The sequence below is a fragment of the Rhizobium sp. BK112 genome, assembly GCF_014193215.1.
GTDB lineage: Bacteria > Pseudomonadota > Alphaproteobacteria > Rhizobiales > Rhizobiaceae > Rhizobium > Rhizobium anhuiense.
This window is the reverse complement of record NZ_JACHYZ010000002.1, coordinates 579495-594279: the sequence shown is the minus strand read 5'-3', so window position 1 is coordinate 594279 and position 14785 is coordinate 579495. Positions and strand designations below refer to the sequence as shown.

The following is a 14785-nucleotide window of genomic DNA, read 5'->3' as shown; positions in this document are numbered from 1 at the left end:
CGACGGCGCCATGGTGTCAGCGCCCGGCGCCTAGCAAGCTTTCCCGCGTTGCTGCCCTCGGAAGCCTGAACGGGCTACCATAGGCCATTTTGCTGCCGTGCAAGGAGTGCACGCACGAGTGCGGCAGCCGCCGGCTGTTTCCAACCTCGGTTCATCGTCTCCTGCGGAGTGCCAGAATCCGGTCTCGGCGTCGGAATCGGTGGATCGTCAGGCAGAGCGAAGGGGTCGGCGGCGCCCTCTGTCTGGTACTGCGGCATAAAACTCCTGGCTCTGGCGAGCCGGTTGGCGACCTCCTTGTTTCCCGGCTCATCGTAGCCTCTAAAAGCCCAGGCCCTGTTCATGAGGCGTTGTGCCTCCTCCAGAGATTTAGCGGCGTTCAGCCTGGCGATCAGGCGGGGATCCTCCTGCAGGAAGAATTCGGCCTGCGTCTGCGGGCTGATCGCGCCCGGCTTTTCGCCCTTCTGAGCCGCAAAGTTATAGAGCGCTTGCAGGCGGGTATTGCGCCACGACATGATGCCGCCCGAGGTGCCCGGCTTTCCGCTCGCGCTCGGGTCGGACCAGGAGCCGTTGGCTCTCTTGGTCGAGAACTGGCTTTCGGACTGGCCCGTCGAGGCGATGGCCGCCAGACCATAAGGGTTGCTGACCTGGATGATCGATCCATCTCGCTGCTTATAGCCGTTCTTCACCGTGTCCATGAAGCCGTTGAAGACATCGGCGTCGACGGGTTGCTGGCTAGGAGCGCCCCTTGCCGCCTGCCGGTCGCGGCGGCTGGGTCTCGGCGTGGGAACGGGCACCTTGCCGGGCGGAGTGAAGGGATCGTCGCCGGGCTGCGTGGGCGCCGTCGCGGGCTGCTGGCGGCGTTCATCCGTCGTCATCTGCGGGAGATATTCCGGCCTGGGGGTGGGAACGGGCACATTGGCAGCGGCCGCCTTAGGCTGTGCTGCGATTGCCGCTTCAATCATGCTGTCCGGATAAAGACCGCCCGATGTCCCCTGCTCCTGAGTGATGAGGGCGCGCATAAAATTCTTTGCCATTACCGGGTCGGTCAGGCGAAGATCGTCGTCAGGGTCGATGCCCATCGATCGCGCGATGTTGGCAGCCGCTGTAAAAGAATCAGGCGTCCATCCTCTTTTTCCAGCGATGATCTGATTCGGCGTCAGCATGCCTTCTTGATACTTCCTCATGACCTGCCAGACATTGTGCTCCATGCCAGCTTCCGGCGTGGCATAGACGACTTGTGGATCGCCCTGATCTTTGTTCTCGGAAGGCCGATGATCCCTGGCCTGTGCTGGCCGGCGTACTTGAGATTCGTGGGGTTGTTGTTGCGCATGCCGGGCGGCAACTCGGCGCGACGAACGGGATCGGACAGAATGGTTTGAAGCTCCGCCCCATCGTTTGCGGATCCGGTGCCGCCGCCGCCAGCAGCCGGCGCCGCGGGCTGTTGGCGGCGTTCGTCCGTAGTCATCTGCCGGTCGCGATATCCAGGTCTCAGCGAGGGAATGGGGCCATTGTCAGGCAGCGGAGCGAAGCTGTCGTCGCCCGGCTGATCGGCCGCCATCGGCTGCTCCCGGCGATAATCCGTTGTGACCATCGGGTCTCGATAGGGCTTCGGCGTCGGAATGGGAGCGTTATCAGGCAGCGGGCCGAAGGGATCGTCGCCAGGCTGACCGGCCGCCATGGGCTGTTCCCGGCGATAATCCGTCGTGACCATCGGGTCGCGATAGGGCCGCAGCGTCGGAATAGGTCCGTTGTCGGGCAGCGGGGCGAACAGACCGGCGCCGGGCCGGGCGGCCGGGGCCATGGGCTGTTGGCCGCGATCGTCCGTCGTCATCAGCGGGCCGAGATTGGGTCTTTCCGGCGGAACAGGCCCGTTTTCCGGCAGCGGCGCGAAGGGAAAGTCGCCTGGGTCGCCAGCCGGCGCCGCGCTGCCGTCGCCGCTTGCCTGCTGCTCCTGCCGGCGGATCGCCAGTCCGCCCAGGAGTGCCTGGACGAGACGCGCAGCCCCTTGCCATGGGGATTGTACGGGACCCGACTCCATACCCTGCTGCAGCATGGCGTAGGCCAGCTGCTTGCGCCGATCGTCGATCTCGCCCTGTGTCTTGCCGGTATCGCCGCCGGAAATGAATGACCTCAATGACATTGGTTCACAGCCCTTTCGTAATCGACGCGGTCGAAACCGTCTGCATGTTCGAACATCGCGTCCGGATGAATCTTGCGCACATCGTCGGAGATCAGGCCGATCTGGGTCGGGCCGCCGTCCTTGTGCCTGAAGGCGTCGGCCGACAGACCGTTGTCCAGCGTGCCGACGCGCCTGATGCCTCGTTTCAGCCGCCGGTCCGGCGCATCGGGCCGCTGCCGAAGAGCAACGACAGGAAGCCGGGAGAGGTCGGCGCCGGTGTGGAAGGCTGGCCGGCCGGAGCGGCGGCCCCTTGATCGGTGGCAGCCTGCTGCGCCTGGCGCTGTTGACGAACCGCCAAGCCGCCGAGCCCGCCCTCGGCAAGCCGCGCGACCCCTTCCCACGGCGATTGCACCGGGCTCGGATCCATGCCCTGCTGCAGCATGGCGTAAGCCAGCCGCTTGCGCTGGTCGCTAAGGTCGCTCTGCGTCTTGCCGGTATCGCCGCCGAAGATATATGCCATCAGTTCACCGCCCTTTCGTAATCGACGCGGTCGAAGCCGTCTGGATGTTCGAACACCGCCTCCGGATGGGTCTTGCGCACATCATCGGACATCAGGCCGATCTGGGTCGGGCCGCCATCCTTGTAGCGGAAGGCGTAGACTGGCAGGCCATTCTCCAGCGTGCCGACGCGGTTGATGTCTTCCTTCAGCCGCCGGTCGGATTTCGCCCAGCCGCCAAGCAGCGAGCCGCCAAGCCCGAAGAGGCCGCCCATCGCCGCATTTGACCGAGCGACCTGCTGATTGTAGAGGCCCATCTGCTGATTGAAGTTTTCGTTGATCAGCCCGGCCTGATCGACGGTCGGAAGCTGCGTCGTCGGCGTGTTGACATAGCTCGGCTGGTGGACCTGCGAGCCCGACATCAGCGCCGAAATCTCGTTCAGCGGCTGGTTTCGCTCGGTCAGGATCGAGTTCTGGGCATTGGAATACATGTCGCCAAGATACTGGTCGGAGGCGGCCTGCTTGCGCGTCGAAAAATCGCGCATGGCGTTGTTATAGGCGGCCGAACCCATCGAGATGCCCTTGTCGGCCAGGCTCTGATCGAGGCTTGCCTGATCGCGGTCCCACTGGTTGCTGAAGCCTGACTGCCAATGGTCGTTAACGTATTTGTCAACGTTCCCGGAACTGAGATCGACGTTGGTGCCAAGGATACCGGAGACTTTGGCCGTCTGCTGGTTGGCGAGCTTCGCCAGCCCGAGCTGCGTCTGCTGTGACTGGTTGTAGATCGCCTGATTCTCAGGCGAATAGGTCTGATAGGCCGAATAGGTCGGCAGCTGATAGGTCTTGCCGGTCTGGTCTTTCATCGTCTGGTAGCCGCTGATCTTGTATTCCAGCGAACCATCCGGCGTGTACTGGTTGGTGTGGCTCAGTCCCGCATTGGCGATGGCAGTGTCGACGTTGGTGGCCGTCTGCGCCGCTGCGGTTTGGGTCGGATCAGGCGCCTTCGGGGCCTTCGGCGTGGAGACCATAGGGAAAATCCTCTTTCATGATTGCGTAAAGCAGCGCGTCGCAGTCGCCGAAATAGGCTTGCTGGCGGCCTTCGAGACGGGCGCCGAGCCGGGCCAGAACCGTCTGGGCCTCGATATTGTCGGCGCGGGTCCTTGCGGTTGCCCGGCGGCAGCCGAGCTGGCGAACCACGTAGTGAAAGACCGATCGCATCAGCGTCAGCGTCAGCCGGTCGGCGGCAAGCGAAACCTCGACGTCATGTTCGGTCCAGACGTTGAAGACGAAGCCGGCGATGATCCGGCCGCGGTCGACATGGGCGAGCGTGGTGTAAGGCGGATAGAAGGCGACGCCGATCCTGTTGCCGACCCAGGCCGCGATCTCCTCGCGCGGTTCGGAGACGATCAAATCGGCGCGCCCTTTTCATAAAGCACGGAGCCGCCGATCACCGCCGCCTCGGAGACGGAGCCCGATGAACCCGAGATCAGCGCGCGGATCGTCGGCGCGAGCGCCGAACCCGCGCCCCCTGCGGAGGCGAATTTACGGACGAGCGAAATGCCGGGGAATTTCGCGACACCCCAGATCGCCGTTCCCCATTTCGCCGCCGCATTGTTTTCGACCGACGACAGAAGGGCTGTCGGAATCTTGGTCTGATAGTCCACGGAGATCCCGGCATACATCAGCGTCGACACCCCGATCTGCGCCGTCACCCCGATCAGCTTCGAGAGCTTGGTCGAGAGCCCGTCGCCGTAGCGGCTCCAGGCGCCGACCATCAGCGCATCGATCGCCACGCCATTGTCGTTGGCGCCGGTTTCCGCCTCACGGACCGTGCCGTCGGCGCTGCCGAAGAACAGCCGGTCCTGCCATGTCGCCCAGCAGGAGGCCGGCATGCCGACGAAGCGGCACCAGGCCCCGGTTTCGGTGTTCATGACATATTGATAGGGGCCGAAGGAGGACGGCAGGTTGACGATCGCCATCTGCCGCGCCGGAAAGCTCGAAAGCTGCCACTCCTCGGAGGTCGTGCCGATCGCCGCCACGGTCTCGCGCCAGGTCGGGCCGATCTTGGCGGTGATCGCCCCGAGGCTGGTGGCGCCGCGATCGAGCTGCACCGCCTTGCTGATCGGCACGATGCCATCCGTCGTCATGATCGCCAGATCGGCGCCGACGGAGAGCAGGCATCGATCGGTGCCGAGCGGCCGGCCGAGCTTGAAGGTGCCGATCAGGCCCCAATTGGAAGCACTCGACGGATCGGAGCCCTGGAAAACGATCACCTCGCCTTCCGAGGAGATCAGCACCAGGCACTGCTGCAGACCCGTGGAAACGGGGATGGTCCAGACGTTGATCGCAACCAGCGTGCCGCCATATTTCATGTTGCCGCCGACCGGCAGAACCGTCGCCGCGCCGCTGACGGCATCGGTGGCGAGATACCAGACATTGGTCGAATTCTTCTCGATGAACCACAGACGCGAGCGATAGGCCGTCACCGCGATCAGCAGCGAGGCGTCCGAAATGCCCGTGATCATCGTCGAGGGCACGTAAGGTGTCACGACCGCGCCCTTTTCAAGCTGCGCATTGGCGACCGTTCCCGAAACGGTGACGACAAGCGTGCCGGCCGCCGGCGTGAAGGCGAGCGACACCCGGTTGTTGATACCAGTTCCGTTCAGCGTGCCGGTGAAGGCGCCGGAAAGCGTGACGGAGCCGGTGCCGAAGAAGCTCAGCATGTAGGGCGTGTTGCGAACGGCGACGTTCTGGGTGGCAAGTGCTGCTGTGCCGACAAGAAAATTGTTCGTCCAGGCGGTGCCGTTGAAGAGCAAGGGCGTGTCGAGGCCGTTGACGAGACGCAGGAACTCCTGGCCGGCCGGGTTGGTATATTGCTGCACCGACCAATGGGCGCTGGCCATGCCGGAGACGACAGGCGCACCGACGGCGCCGCCGACAGTGACGTCGAATATCTTGTCACCGGCTGCGGCAAAAAGCCGGTTGGTGGCGCCCGAATAGGGCATAACAGTCTGCACGTCGCCGCCGAGGCCAGTGGAAAAGGCGAACGACCCATAGCGGGCGCGCACCCGGTTGGCCTCGGGAAAGAAGTTGTCGAGCTGAAAGGCGGCATCGGCAGGCATATCCGCCATCTCGACATCGGTTCGCCAGCCGCCGATCGGCGCGATCCAGTCTTTGCTGGGCGAAACGCGGCGGGTGCGCCCGTTCGGGGGGACAGGTCTGCGGGTCATGGGCTTGGAACCGTGATCGTGCCGGGCCAATAATTCTCGGGCGCCTGGCCCCTGCCCGGCAGAGAGAGGTCGACGGCGCTTGCGGCGCGGTCGGCGCCGATGGCGGCTTCCTTGGATCGCTCGAAACTGGCGATCTCCTCGCCATAGTCGAGGCCCTTGGCCCGCTTCCAGCGCCAGATCAGCGAGAGTTCGAGAAGGTCTTCGGGGAAACGCGCCGTATCGGTATCGTTCGCCCAGTTGCCGGCATAAGTCGCCCCGCCGTTCACCGCCACCCAGAAGCCGGAGATATATTCGTATCCGATCGTCTCGCCTGAGGCGTTGGGGTAGATGTCGAGCTTGCCTCCCGACATGCGCCAGATCTGCGGCACCGGGTTCGAGTTCAGGATCGTCTGGCGCTGCCAGGTCTGCGGCTCGACGGGGCCGTTGAGCTGCCAGAGGCGCGAAGCGTTCCAGATCTTCGCATTGGCGGCGAAACGGTCCCAGTCGGCGGGCGGCTCAGTCGGCTCGGGGTTGACACCCGTCGCGGTGAATTGCCTGTCGACCAGGAGTGTGGACCAATCATGCTCGCGCATCAGGTCGCGGCCGGCGCGGGTGGAGAGGATGCGCAGCTGCATGATCTGCGGATCCGCCGAGGACATGACGGCCGTCGGCGGATCGAGGTCGATTTCCGCGCAGACGTTCTGAATGATGGTCAAGAGCGACATGCGCGGGTTCTCCGGTTCAGGCGGCGACGCGGCCGCGAGACTTGTTGCCCTGGCCGCTGCCCTGGCGTTCGTTTTCGATCGCCTCGAAACGGGAGGCCATCTCCTTCATCTGCTCCTGCAGGCGGGTCACCTCGCCCTTCAGCCGTTCGTTTTCGGCGGCAAAGGCCGAGGCCGCGCTGGAATTCTCGGCGGTGGCAAGATAGGCCCGGGCGGCGGCGACGAGCTCGTTCGCCCCCATCCCCACCTTCTGCTTGACGGTGTCGGAGAGCGCGGCGAGCTGCTCGACGGTATAGATATTGACCGCCTCCAGCTCCTTGATCTGGCTGGGCTTGAGATAGGGCCATTGCGCCAGCGGCGTGCCGGTCAGCTGCTCGCGGGCGGCCGCCCCTTCCTTGAAGCGCTTGTAGGCGTCGGAAAAGCGCTGTTTGTCGTTGTCGGTAACCTCGCGATAGACTTCGGTATGTTTGTCGCCTGAGATGAAGATGCGGACGAATTCCCTGTCGGCAAAAATCGGCCGGCCTTCCTTCTCCGTCAGAAAGGTCTGCTCGACCGGTTCGAGGCTGAAAGAGGCGTAAATTCCGGTGCTGTTGTCGGGCATGGTGTGTCTCGCTGTTGATGGCGGGGAAAGTGGGATGGGCGCCGAAGCGCCCGCTGTGATGTCGTGCCGGTGGCTGCCCCTCACCCGGGGTCGCGGCATGTCTCTTCTCCCGCAAGCGGGGAGAAGGTGGCGGCAGCCGGATGAGGGGCAGGCCACGGATGACAAAAGAGAAGCAGCAGTCCGAACGGGCGCCGAAGCGCCCGTTGGTTGACGTGATTTAGTTCACCTTCGACAGGAACGGACGCATCAGCGTCGCCTCGAGCACACCCGTCGCGGTGATGGTGACGCCGGTGCCATTGGCGGTGGCGTTGGCCGAGAGGGTGATGCTCTGGATGACGCCGTTCGGGTTGTAGGTGATGCCCGAGATCGTCGTGCCGCCTGCAATCCCGGTGCCCGCGACAGCTGCACCGATGAACGGGCCGGAACCGGCGTTGAGGCCGGACAGGCTGGTCAGCAGGTTGGAGCCGTTGACCGTGGTTGCGGTAAACGTCTGGTTGGCCGCCGCAAAGTTGACGTTGGCGATGGCCTTGGTGGTTGTTGTCGCCGAGGCCGGCGCGCTCGCCTGGCCTGCGGTGGTGGTGGTTTCGGCAACGACGAGAGCCGCCGTTGCGGTTGCCACCTGCGACGGCGCCTGGCCATTGCGCTGCAGCCAGAGGTAATAGGTGCCTGCCGCAAGGGTGACGGCACCGACCGGGCCGCCGGTAATGGTCGGCGGCTGGGCGGCACCCGAAAAGACGCCGCAGCGCTGGCCGACGACGGCAGCCGCCGTGGTCAGCAGCGAGGCGACATAATCCCGGGTCCACTGGAACCACTGGCCGGGCTGAAGGGTCGTCTGCGAGGCCAGCACGAGCTGGCAATAGACCCATTCGGATTCACGGTCGCCGCCGGCAACCGCGCCGAGGGCGAAGTTCGGCCCGGGAATACCGGAGCCGGAAACGATCGGGCCTTCGACGACGAACGGGTTCGCGCCAAGACGATCGGTCTGGGAAGTTGCGATGGTCATTGGAGTTGATCCTTTCTCGACTTAGGCGAACAACACGCCCTGCAGGAAGGCGTTGTTCATGGTGAGGTTACCGGCGAAGCCCATGAGCTGCACGAAGGCATCCTGGTTGGTGTTCATGCGCTCGTCGCCGATCGGCGCCATGTCGCGGTCGCGGTGCGGGCGGTAGAACAGGTACTTGGTGTTCAGGAAGAACATCTGGTTGAGAGGCGCACCGCCGCCGAAGCCGCCGTCGAAGATCACGTCGGCGCCCATGTATTGCAGCGACTGGAAGCCGGACATGCCCTTATCCGCCGAGGTGATGCGCTGGATCGCCTGCAGCGATTCCCAGTAGAGGCGGAAGAAGTTGTTGTCGGCGACGACGAGATCGGGCGCGTCGGAGCCGCGAACGCAGGACATATAGAGCCGGTTCATATAGCTCTGGATGTTGGCATTGGTGGCAGCCGCACCGCCGTCGGCCGAGGCCGAGAATTTCTGGTTGCGCCAGAACCCCCAGGTGGCGCGCGAGATACCACCGACGGTGCCCGAGGTCGGAGAGGTCGAGATCAGTAGCTGCAGGCCGCCGATCTGCCGCCCGCCATCGGCGGTGCCATCGGAATAGCAGTCGAGCGCGATGTTGTTCTTCAGCGTGGTTTCGGCGTTTTCGATGCGCTGCTCGAGCAGATCGAGGATCGCATCCTCGCCGGAGTTCTGCAGCTGTTCGAGGCCCGACATGGAGACGGCGACCGCGGCCTGCTTGAGGTCGTATTCGGCGGCGGTGATGACGTCGGAGGGCTGGACGTTCAGGATATCGTAGCCGGAATAGCGCTTGAAGGTGCTGTTTTCCTGGTACTGCAGTTCCTGAACGATGGTGCGGCCGCCGGAGATGGGTTTCTTTCGGCCGCGGCTGTTCAGACGGGTGAGAAGACCATTGTTCTTCGTCACGTCGTCGGCGACGGTGCCGCTGCGGTTGCGCAGCGTCGTGGTCACGATTTCAGAGAGGTTGGGCGAAATGGGCATTGATCATTCCTTTGATCAAACTTGACCGCGCGCGGAGCGCATGGCGTCGCGAAGCGAGTCTCGGATTGAAGTGGGCTGGCCTCTTGCCGCATCGCGGGTCGGGCCCGGGGCGGAAGATCCAGAGATGGATCGCGAGGCGCGGCGGGCTTGATCTGCCGCTGCGGCCCTCTGGGCTTGCTGTTGGTGGATAGGCGCCTGCGCAGTCTGGCTGATCAACTGCCGGCGAATGTCCGGACGCATCCAGCATGCGGCGTCGTAGGCGTCCTGAAGCGATGATGCCCGCCCTGCGTTGATAAGGGCGACCATGTCGTCGAGAACGTCATCGGCGTGCGCGTTTGCGGGGTCGGAAAGGAAGGCATCGACTTGAGTTTCGGTGTCCCTTTTCCTGAGAACATGTTCGACCGTCGCCTCGACATTGATGGGTCGAGGTTGCGGCTGTACCTGCTGCGAACTCCGCTGCAGGACCTGATCCGTCTGGCCATTGACCAGGGCATGAAGATTGACCCCGGCCATCCTGGCGACGTGAACGACGGTATTGACGGGATCGTGGATCAGCGCCTTTTCCCAGTCGATCGCCCGGCGCATGACGTCTGCATGCGTCATGCCGGCCTGGCGGATGAGCGGCGTGAATTCCTCGAGCCCCTTGTAATCCTGCAGGACGCGGAAGCCGTTATCGACCTCCTGCTCCCGCTTGGCGATCGCCGCCTGCACTTCACCGGGAAGGCTGGTAAATTGCGCCTTGGCTTCCGCCGACCAGCCGGGCGGAACCCGGCTGCCGATGGCTGCGGGCTGTTCAACGCCCTGCCCTCGGCTCTGTGCCTGCGGCGTCTGATGGGCGGCAGCGGTTTGCTCCTGCCCCTTGGCCAGGAAGCGGCCATTTTCGCCGTCGCGCGGCTGGCCGGTGATATCGCCAGGTCCATTGCCTTCGACGGTGTCGATTGCCGCCTTCAGGCTGTCGCGGATGCTGACCGGCCTTTCATTCAGGGACTTGTCGTCGAACGCGCCAAAATCTTCGCTGCCGTTGCCGGCCTCGTTCAGGTCTTCCATATCCATTGGGGAAAGTTCCTTTTTCGGGGATTGATGCCCGCCAGGTCTTTGTCGTTATCCCGGAACGCTGCACGCTTCCGGGCAACATGCATTAGGCGTTGTATTCGGCGTGAACCCGCCGCAGTTCATTGCGGATTGCCTTTCGATCCGTCTTCGGCTTCTCGATCGGCTGCGGCTTTTCATTGCCGATCTCGACCACGCCGGCCGCCCGATAGGCGGAGCGCAGCTTGGCTTTCGAGGTGTAATGCCTGCCGTCATGCATCGACTGGATATCGATGCTGTCACTGACGAAATGCGGCGCCGGCAGATCGGACTGCGCCAGGTTGTCAGCCGGCATGCAGTTGTGCGGCCATTTGTCGAGTGCGTGCCAGCCGCCGCAGACGCGGCAATAGCGTTCTCTCATGTTTCAACTCCAATCACTGATAGGCCGGCTGCTGCGCCTGCAGCTGCTGCAAGGCCTGCGCCGCCGCCTCGCCGCGCGCCTGTTCCACCACGGCGCGATGCTCGATCTCGGCCTGGGCGACGCCAAGCTCGGCTTTGCGCTGTTCGGCGCCCGCCTTCACCTCAGCCGTTTTCAGCTTGAGCATCTGCTCGGGCGAAGGTTGCGGCGGTTGCTGCGGTTGCTGCGGCGCGGTCGCCGCCTCGGAGAGCTTGGCGCCGACCTGCTCCAGCGTGCTTTCCAACTGGCGGCCGGCCCTGAAGCCGCGGGCGGCAAAGAGCAGCGTCTCGACCATGACGGGAACGAGGATCGGGTTCTGCTGCGCCATGGCGCCGGCCTGCTGCAGGAAGCCGCCGACCATCTGCACGAATTCCATACGGCGCTGCTTTTCGGCGTCCTCGTCGGGCTCGATCGTCGAATCCGTTTCGATGTCGATCTGGAAGCCGCGAATGCTGTCGTTGCGCAACAGCTGCACCACCTCGTCGATCGTCGGCTGCTGCATCATCTGCTGGAGCTGCGACGGCATTTCGGGCGGCGCCATTTCAGGGGGCGACTGGGCCGGCTGGCCCATTTGCCCGGCGCGCGCCGCAGCCTGCTGGGCAGCCATCTGCATCTGCAGCTGAACCTGCTGCTTCTCGGCCATTGTCGGCAGCTTGATGCCGCTCACCAGCATCAAAGTTTCCGGCTGGAACTGGTCGCAGATGATTTCGCCGGCCAGGCGGATGATGTCGCGGGCAAACCTGGCAAGCTCCGACTGGCGGTCGCGGATGCGGATCGAGCCCCACTGGCTCTTGATGCGCTGCGCCGTCGCCGTCTCGGACGCCTGGGTATCGCCGCGGACGATGTCCGAAATGCCGGTGATCTGGTAGACGTCCTCGATCAGCTGCTTGCGGGCCTGGATGCAGGCGATAATGACCTTCTGCACCTCGTCGATCGGCAGCGTCACGATGGCCTTCGAGCCACCCTTGTCGGTAAAAGCCGCCCATTCCGGGATCGGCACCATCACCGCATCATTGTCAGGCCGCATCGCCTTCTCGATCGCTGGCGAGATTGCGCCGTCGCCGGAGGGATAGAACACTTTCAGGCGCAGCTGATCGGTCAGCTTGTTGACGCGTTTCGTCAGCAGGTCGATCTCGTCGCATTGCTGCTGATAATAGACATAGTCGGGCACCGGGATCAGCGAGCTGGTCGACATCGTTCCATAGGCCGGTCGCGGGCAAGGCCAGAAATGCGTCAGGTCGAGCGGCGGCTCCGACACTTCGAGCGCCACCGGCGCGCCGTCGGCGATCCAGACGGTATAGTTTTCGCTCTTGCACCAGATCTCCCAGACATGGGTCTTGTCCTCGTTCTCGGCGCGCTCGGTCTGGCTGGTGCCCTTGTTGCTGCCCGTAGCTTGCGCCTGGAGCGATGCCATGGCGTCGGGGCCGAAGCGCTTCCCCAGCTCCTCATCGGTCATCGGAACGCGCCGCGCCACCCAGGTCACATCCTTCCAACGGCGGGCCGGCGAATGCAGGAAATCCGACCAGTGCACATAGTCGATGCACACACGCTCATCGCTGATCACCTCGGGCGGAGCGCCGCCATTCTCACCTATGCCGTCGCCTGGCAAACCGCTGGGCAAACCGCTGGGCAAACCGCCGAGGAGACCCTCGGGCAAGCCACCACTGGCCGGCGGGGCGGAAGGCTGGACGCCCATGTCGAGCGGCTCGAAATCGGCCTCGTAGCGCAGCCACACCGTACCGCGGGCACAGAGCAGGAAATCGTCGCGCACCGCCCGCATGATGGAATCGATATCGGCTTCATCGCCGGTATAGGCGAGATTGCGCTCGACCAGTTCCGAAGCCATGCGCGCCACCGGCTGCGCATCCTTGAAGCGGCGCTCGACGACCGGCTGCGGCACGCGGGCATAGACGGCCGGCTGCAGCACCGAGGTATTGGCCCAAAGCATCGGAAACCGACGCTTGGCCGCACTCGTCTGGTCCGACTGCTGGTCGAGATAGATCTTCTCGATCTTGACGCAGCGGTCATGCCAGGTCTTGAAATAGCGCTGGGCGCGCTCGAGTTCCTGCTGCCAACGGGCGCCGACCTTTGCCAGGTCCCATTGCTGCCCGCCCTCTGGAACCGCCGTTTCGTCTTCCATCAAACACGCTCGCTGTAGGTCGGGGTGGAATCAACAAAGTCGTTGAAGGTCATCGTCTGGAAGGTCGGGAGGCTCTTCACTTGCGGCTTCAGCGGTTCAGGCGCCAATCCGGTGAAGATGATCGCCAGACCGCCGAAAGCGTCCGCACCGTGCGATGCCCAGTTGTGCAGGGGCTCATCGCGGAAAACGCTCAGATCCTCGTCCCAATCCTTGCGGTAGTTTCTGAGACATTTGATGCCCTGGATGCAGCCGGCCTGATCGAACTCGATCCTCGCCAGAATGCGCCGGGTGCCGTTGATGCGGTCATGGACATAGGCGCGCTCGATCTTGCGGACGGTGCCGAGACCGCGGGCCCTGACCTCTTTCAGCATGACCTCGATGCGGGTCATGCCGCCGCGTGTCCATTCCCTGACCTTGATGTCATGCGGCATGTTGTGGATGCCGTAGACATAGCCATGTTCTTCGCCGCGCCGCTCCAGCTCGTCGAGCATGCCGTCCATGCCGGTGCCGGTATGCTCGAAATAGCCGATCATCCGGACACGGCCAGGCAGCACCTGAAACAGCCAGACGCTGTTGGTATCGTCCATGCCGATGTCGGAAATGGTGTGGACGGGATAGCCTTCCACATGCGGGAAAACCCCGATGCGCTCTTCGGCATCGGCGACCGCCATCTGATCGGCGTAATAGGCGCCCTCGACGCTCGCCTCGAACGCTTCGGCCGGCGTCGAGGGATATTCGCGCTTCATGTCGCCGAGCTGGGTTTCGGCCTTCTTGACGTACCAGGCCTTCTGCCCGTCCGTCAGCGTGATGCCCTGGTCGGCCAGATTGCGGAAATATTTGACGAAAGCATCGGTGATGATCACGCCTTGTGGCGCGATCGAATATTGCGGCTCCTTCCACCAGGGAAAGAAATGGAATTTGAAGTCCAGTTCGGTCAGCTCTAGCGCCTGGCGCTGCTTGACCTGGGAATCTTCGCAGAGCGTGTAGAAATGCCCTTCCTGGCCTTCCGCCGTGCTTTCGACGAAGACCAGCTGGCCGGCCTGCACCGTATTCAGCGCGCCGGTGCGGACCTCCCTCGCCTTGTCGGGATATTTCGCGCAAAGCTTTCCATATTCGGAAATATGGAGATATTGCAGCGTTCCCGAGCGCAGCGAGGTGCCGACACGAATGCTCGAATTGTTGGCGAGCAGCAGTTCGGTCTGGTTGGCTCTGACCACAGGCACGGCGTTGCGGATACCATCCGGCAGATTGTCATAAGGGTACTTGATCTTATCCCGGAAGATCGTCTGCACGTCGCCCAGCGTATGAGCGATGGTGCCGGCCCTGATATCCCGGTTGAAGACGCAGGCATCGAGCATGAAGATCTGGATGAAGGTGGTGAGACCGAGCTGGCGGGCTTTCAGCAGCACGTTGAGATAATGCATCTGCTCGAAAAAGGTCATCTGCGTCCAGTTCATTTCGAACCTGACGCGTTTGCCCGCCTTGTCGGTGATCCAATAGAGGTTGTTCAGCCGCCAGCGCCAGTCGGAAAACTGGTCAACCGCCGTCTGGAAGTCCGCGGGTTTTGCCATTGATCACATCCAGCAACTGCGAAACCTCGCCGGTCACGCCGTGATCGAACTCGACCTTGGCGCCATATTTCTTCGGCTTCAGCTTCTCGGCGACCCATTGGCGGGTGGCGATGCGCAGCTGCGACCGCCGGATCGCCTCGCCATTTTCCTGCCAGCCGGTGGTTTCACCGGCGGCGTTCTTCTTTTCGATCCAGTCATTGCTGCGATCGTCGGCGATCTCGACCAGCTCGTCGACGAAGCCGTCTGCGAGGATCTCGCGCGCCAGGGCGTAGCGTGCCCGAAACGCCGCCTTCTCCTCGTCCGCCAGCCAGGACAGCACGGTCGATTTCGCCGGCATGTCCTCGTCCCGGCAGATCGACCGCAGGCTTTCCCTGTCGGCAATGCGCTCGCAGATCTTCTCGGCGATCGCCTGGCTGAACTTGATCGGTCTTCCCATGAGGCG

15 protein-coding genes and 1 pseudogene are annotated in these 14785 nt (G+C 63.6%); all 16 read right to left on the bottom strand.

The genetic code is table 11. The features are described 5' to 3' along the window. Positions 1-74: 74 nt before the first annotated feature. Entirely contained in the window at positions 75-1208 is a 1134-nt protein-coding gene (locus tag FHT75_RS08315; RefSeq protein ID WP_183844676.1) for a phage tail tip lysozyme, read from the bottom strand. Beyond that, the gene (locus FHT75_RS35785) at positions 1181-2140 is read right to left on the bottom strand and encodes a hypothetical protein (RefSeq protein WP_246712894.1); all 960 of its coding nucleotides are present in this window, start codon (positions 2138-2140) and stop codon (positions 1181-1183) included. The genes FHT75_RS08315 and FHT75_RS35785 overlap by 28 nt, the downstream gene beginning before the upstream one ends. Further along, positions 2131-2337 (bottom strand): annotated as a pseudogene (locus FHT75_RS35780) (tail fiber domain-containing protein); the annotation flags it as partial. The pseudogene FHT75_RS35780 and the gene FHT75_RS35785, both read right to left, overlap by 10 nt. Next, positions 2325-2639 carry a hypothetical protein gene (locus FHT75_RS08305; RefSeq protein ID WP_082849761.1) on the bottom strand — a complete coding sequence of 105 codons (315 nt, stop codon included), beginning with the start codon at positions 2637-2639 and terminating at the stop codon, positions 2325-2327. The gene FHT75_RS08305 and the pseudogene FHT75_RS35780, both read right to left, overlap by 13 nt. Then, a complete protein-coding gene (locus tag FHT75_RS08300; RefSeq protein ID WP_063476583.1) occupies positions 2639-3643 on the bottom strand; it encodes a tail fiber domain-containing protein in 1005 nt (334 codons plus the stop codon). The genes FHT75_RS08305 and FHT75_RS08300 overlap by 1 nt, the downstream gene beginning before the upstream one ends. Next, positions 3609-4025 (bottom strand): GNAT family N-acetyltransferase, encoded by a 417-nt coding sequence (locus tag FHT75_RS08295; protein WP_063476582.1) that lies wholly within the window; start codon positions 4023-4025, stop codon positions 3609-3611. Before FHT75_RS08295 ends, FHT75_RS08300 begins: the two co-directional genes overlap by 35 nt. Beyond that, positions 4022-5845: a hypothetical protein gene (locus tag FHT75_RS08290; protein ID WP_063476581.1), complete on the bottom strand. Its 1824-nt coding sequence runs from the start codon at positions 5843-5845 to the stop codon at positions 4022-4024. Before FHT75_RS08290 ends, FHT75_RS08295 begins: the two co-directional genes overlap by 4 nt. Then, a complete protein-coding gene (locus FHT75_RS08285; RefSeq protein WP_063476580.1) occupies positions 5842-6549 on the bottom strand; it encodes a hypothetical protein in 708 nt (235 codons plus the stop codon). The genes FHT75_RS08290 and FHT75_RS08285 overlap by 4 nt, the downstream gene beginning before the upstream one ends. A 16-nt stretch (positions 6550-6565) precedes the next feature. Continuing rightward, positions 6566-7147 (bottom strand): hypothetical protein, encoded by a 582-nt coding sequence (locus tag FHT75_RS08280; protein WP_063476579.1) that lies wholly within the window; start codon positions 7145-7147, stop codon positions 6566-6568. Positions 7148-7364: 217 nt separating this feature from the next. Continuing rightward, on the bottom strand, positions 7365-8150 hold the full coding sequence (locus FHT75_RS08275) for a hypothetical protein (protein ID WP_063476578.1): 786 nt from the start codon (positions 8148-8150) through the stop codon (positions 7365-7367). Between the two features lie 21 nt (positions 8151-8171). Then, positions 8172-9146, bottom strand: a complete 975-nt coding sequence (locus FHT75_RS08270; protein ID WP_063476577.1) for a phage major capsid protein — start codon at positions 9144-9146, stop codon at positions 8172-8174. Positions 9147-9161: 15 nt separating this feature from the next. Beyond that, positions 9162-10199 carry a hypothetical protein gene (locus tag FHT75_RS08265; protein WP_063476576.1) on the bottom strand — a complete coding sequence of 346 codons (1038 nt, stop codon included), beginning with the start codon at positions 10197-10199 and terminating at the stop codon, positions 9162-9164. A gap of 85 nt (positions 10200-10284) precedes the next feature. Next, the gene (locus tag FHT75_RS08260; protein ID WP_063476575.1) at positions 10285-10596 is read right to left on the bottom strand and encodes a hypothetical protein; all 312 of its coding nucleotides are present in this window, start codon (positions 10594-10596) and stop codon (positions 10285-10287) included. A gap of 13 nt (positions 10597-10609) precedes the next feature. Beyond that, positions 10610-12772: a hypothetical protein gene (locus FHT75_RS08255; protein ID WP_063476574.1), complete on the bottom strand. Its 2163-nt coding sequence runs from the start codon at positions 12770-12772 to the stop codon at positions 10610-10612. Continuing rightward, entirely contained in the window at positions 12772-14343 is a 1572-nt protein-coding gene (locus FHT75_RS08250) for a terminase (protein ID WP_183844677.1), read from the bottom strand. The genes FHT75_RS08255 and FHT75_RS08250 overlap by 1 nt, the downstream gene beginning before the upstream one ends. After that, the gene (locus tag FHT75_RS08245; RefSeq protein WP_183844678.1) at positions 14309-14779 is read right to left on the bottom strand and encodes a terminase small subunit protein; all 471 of its coding nucleotides are present in this window, start codon (positions 14777-14779) and stop codon (positions 14309-14311) included. Before FHT75_RS08245 ends, FHT75_RS08250 begins: the two co-directional genes overlap by 35 nt. Positions 14780-14785 lie beyond the last annotated feature (6 nt).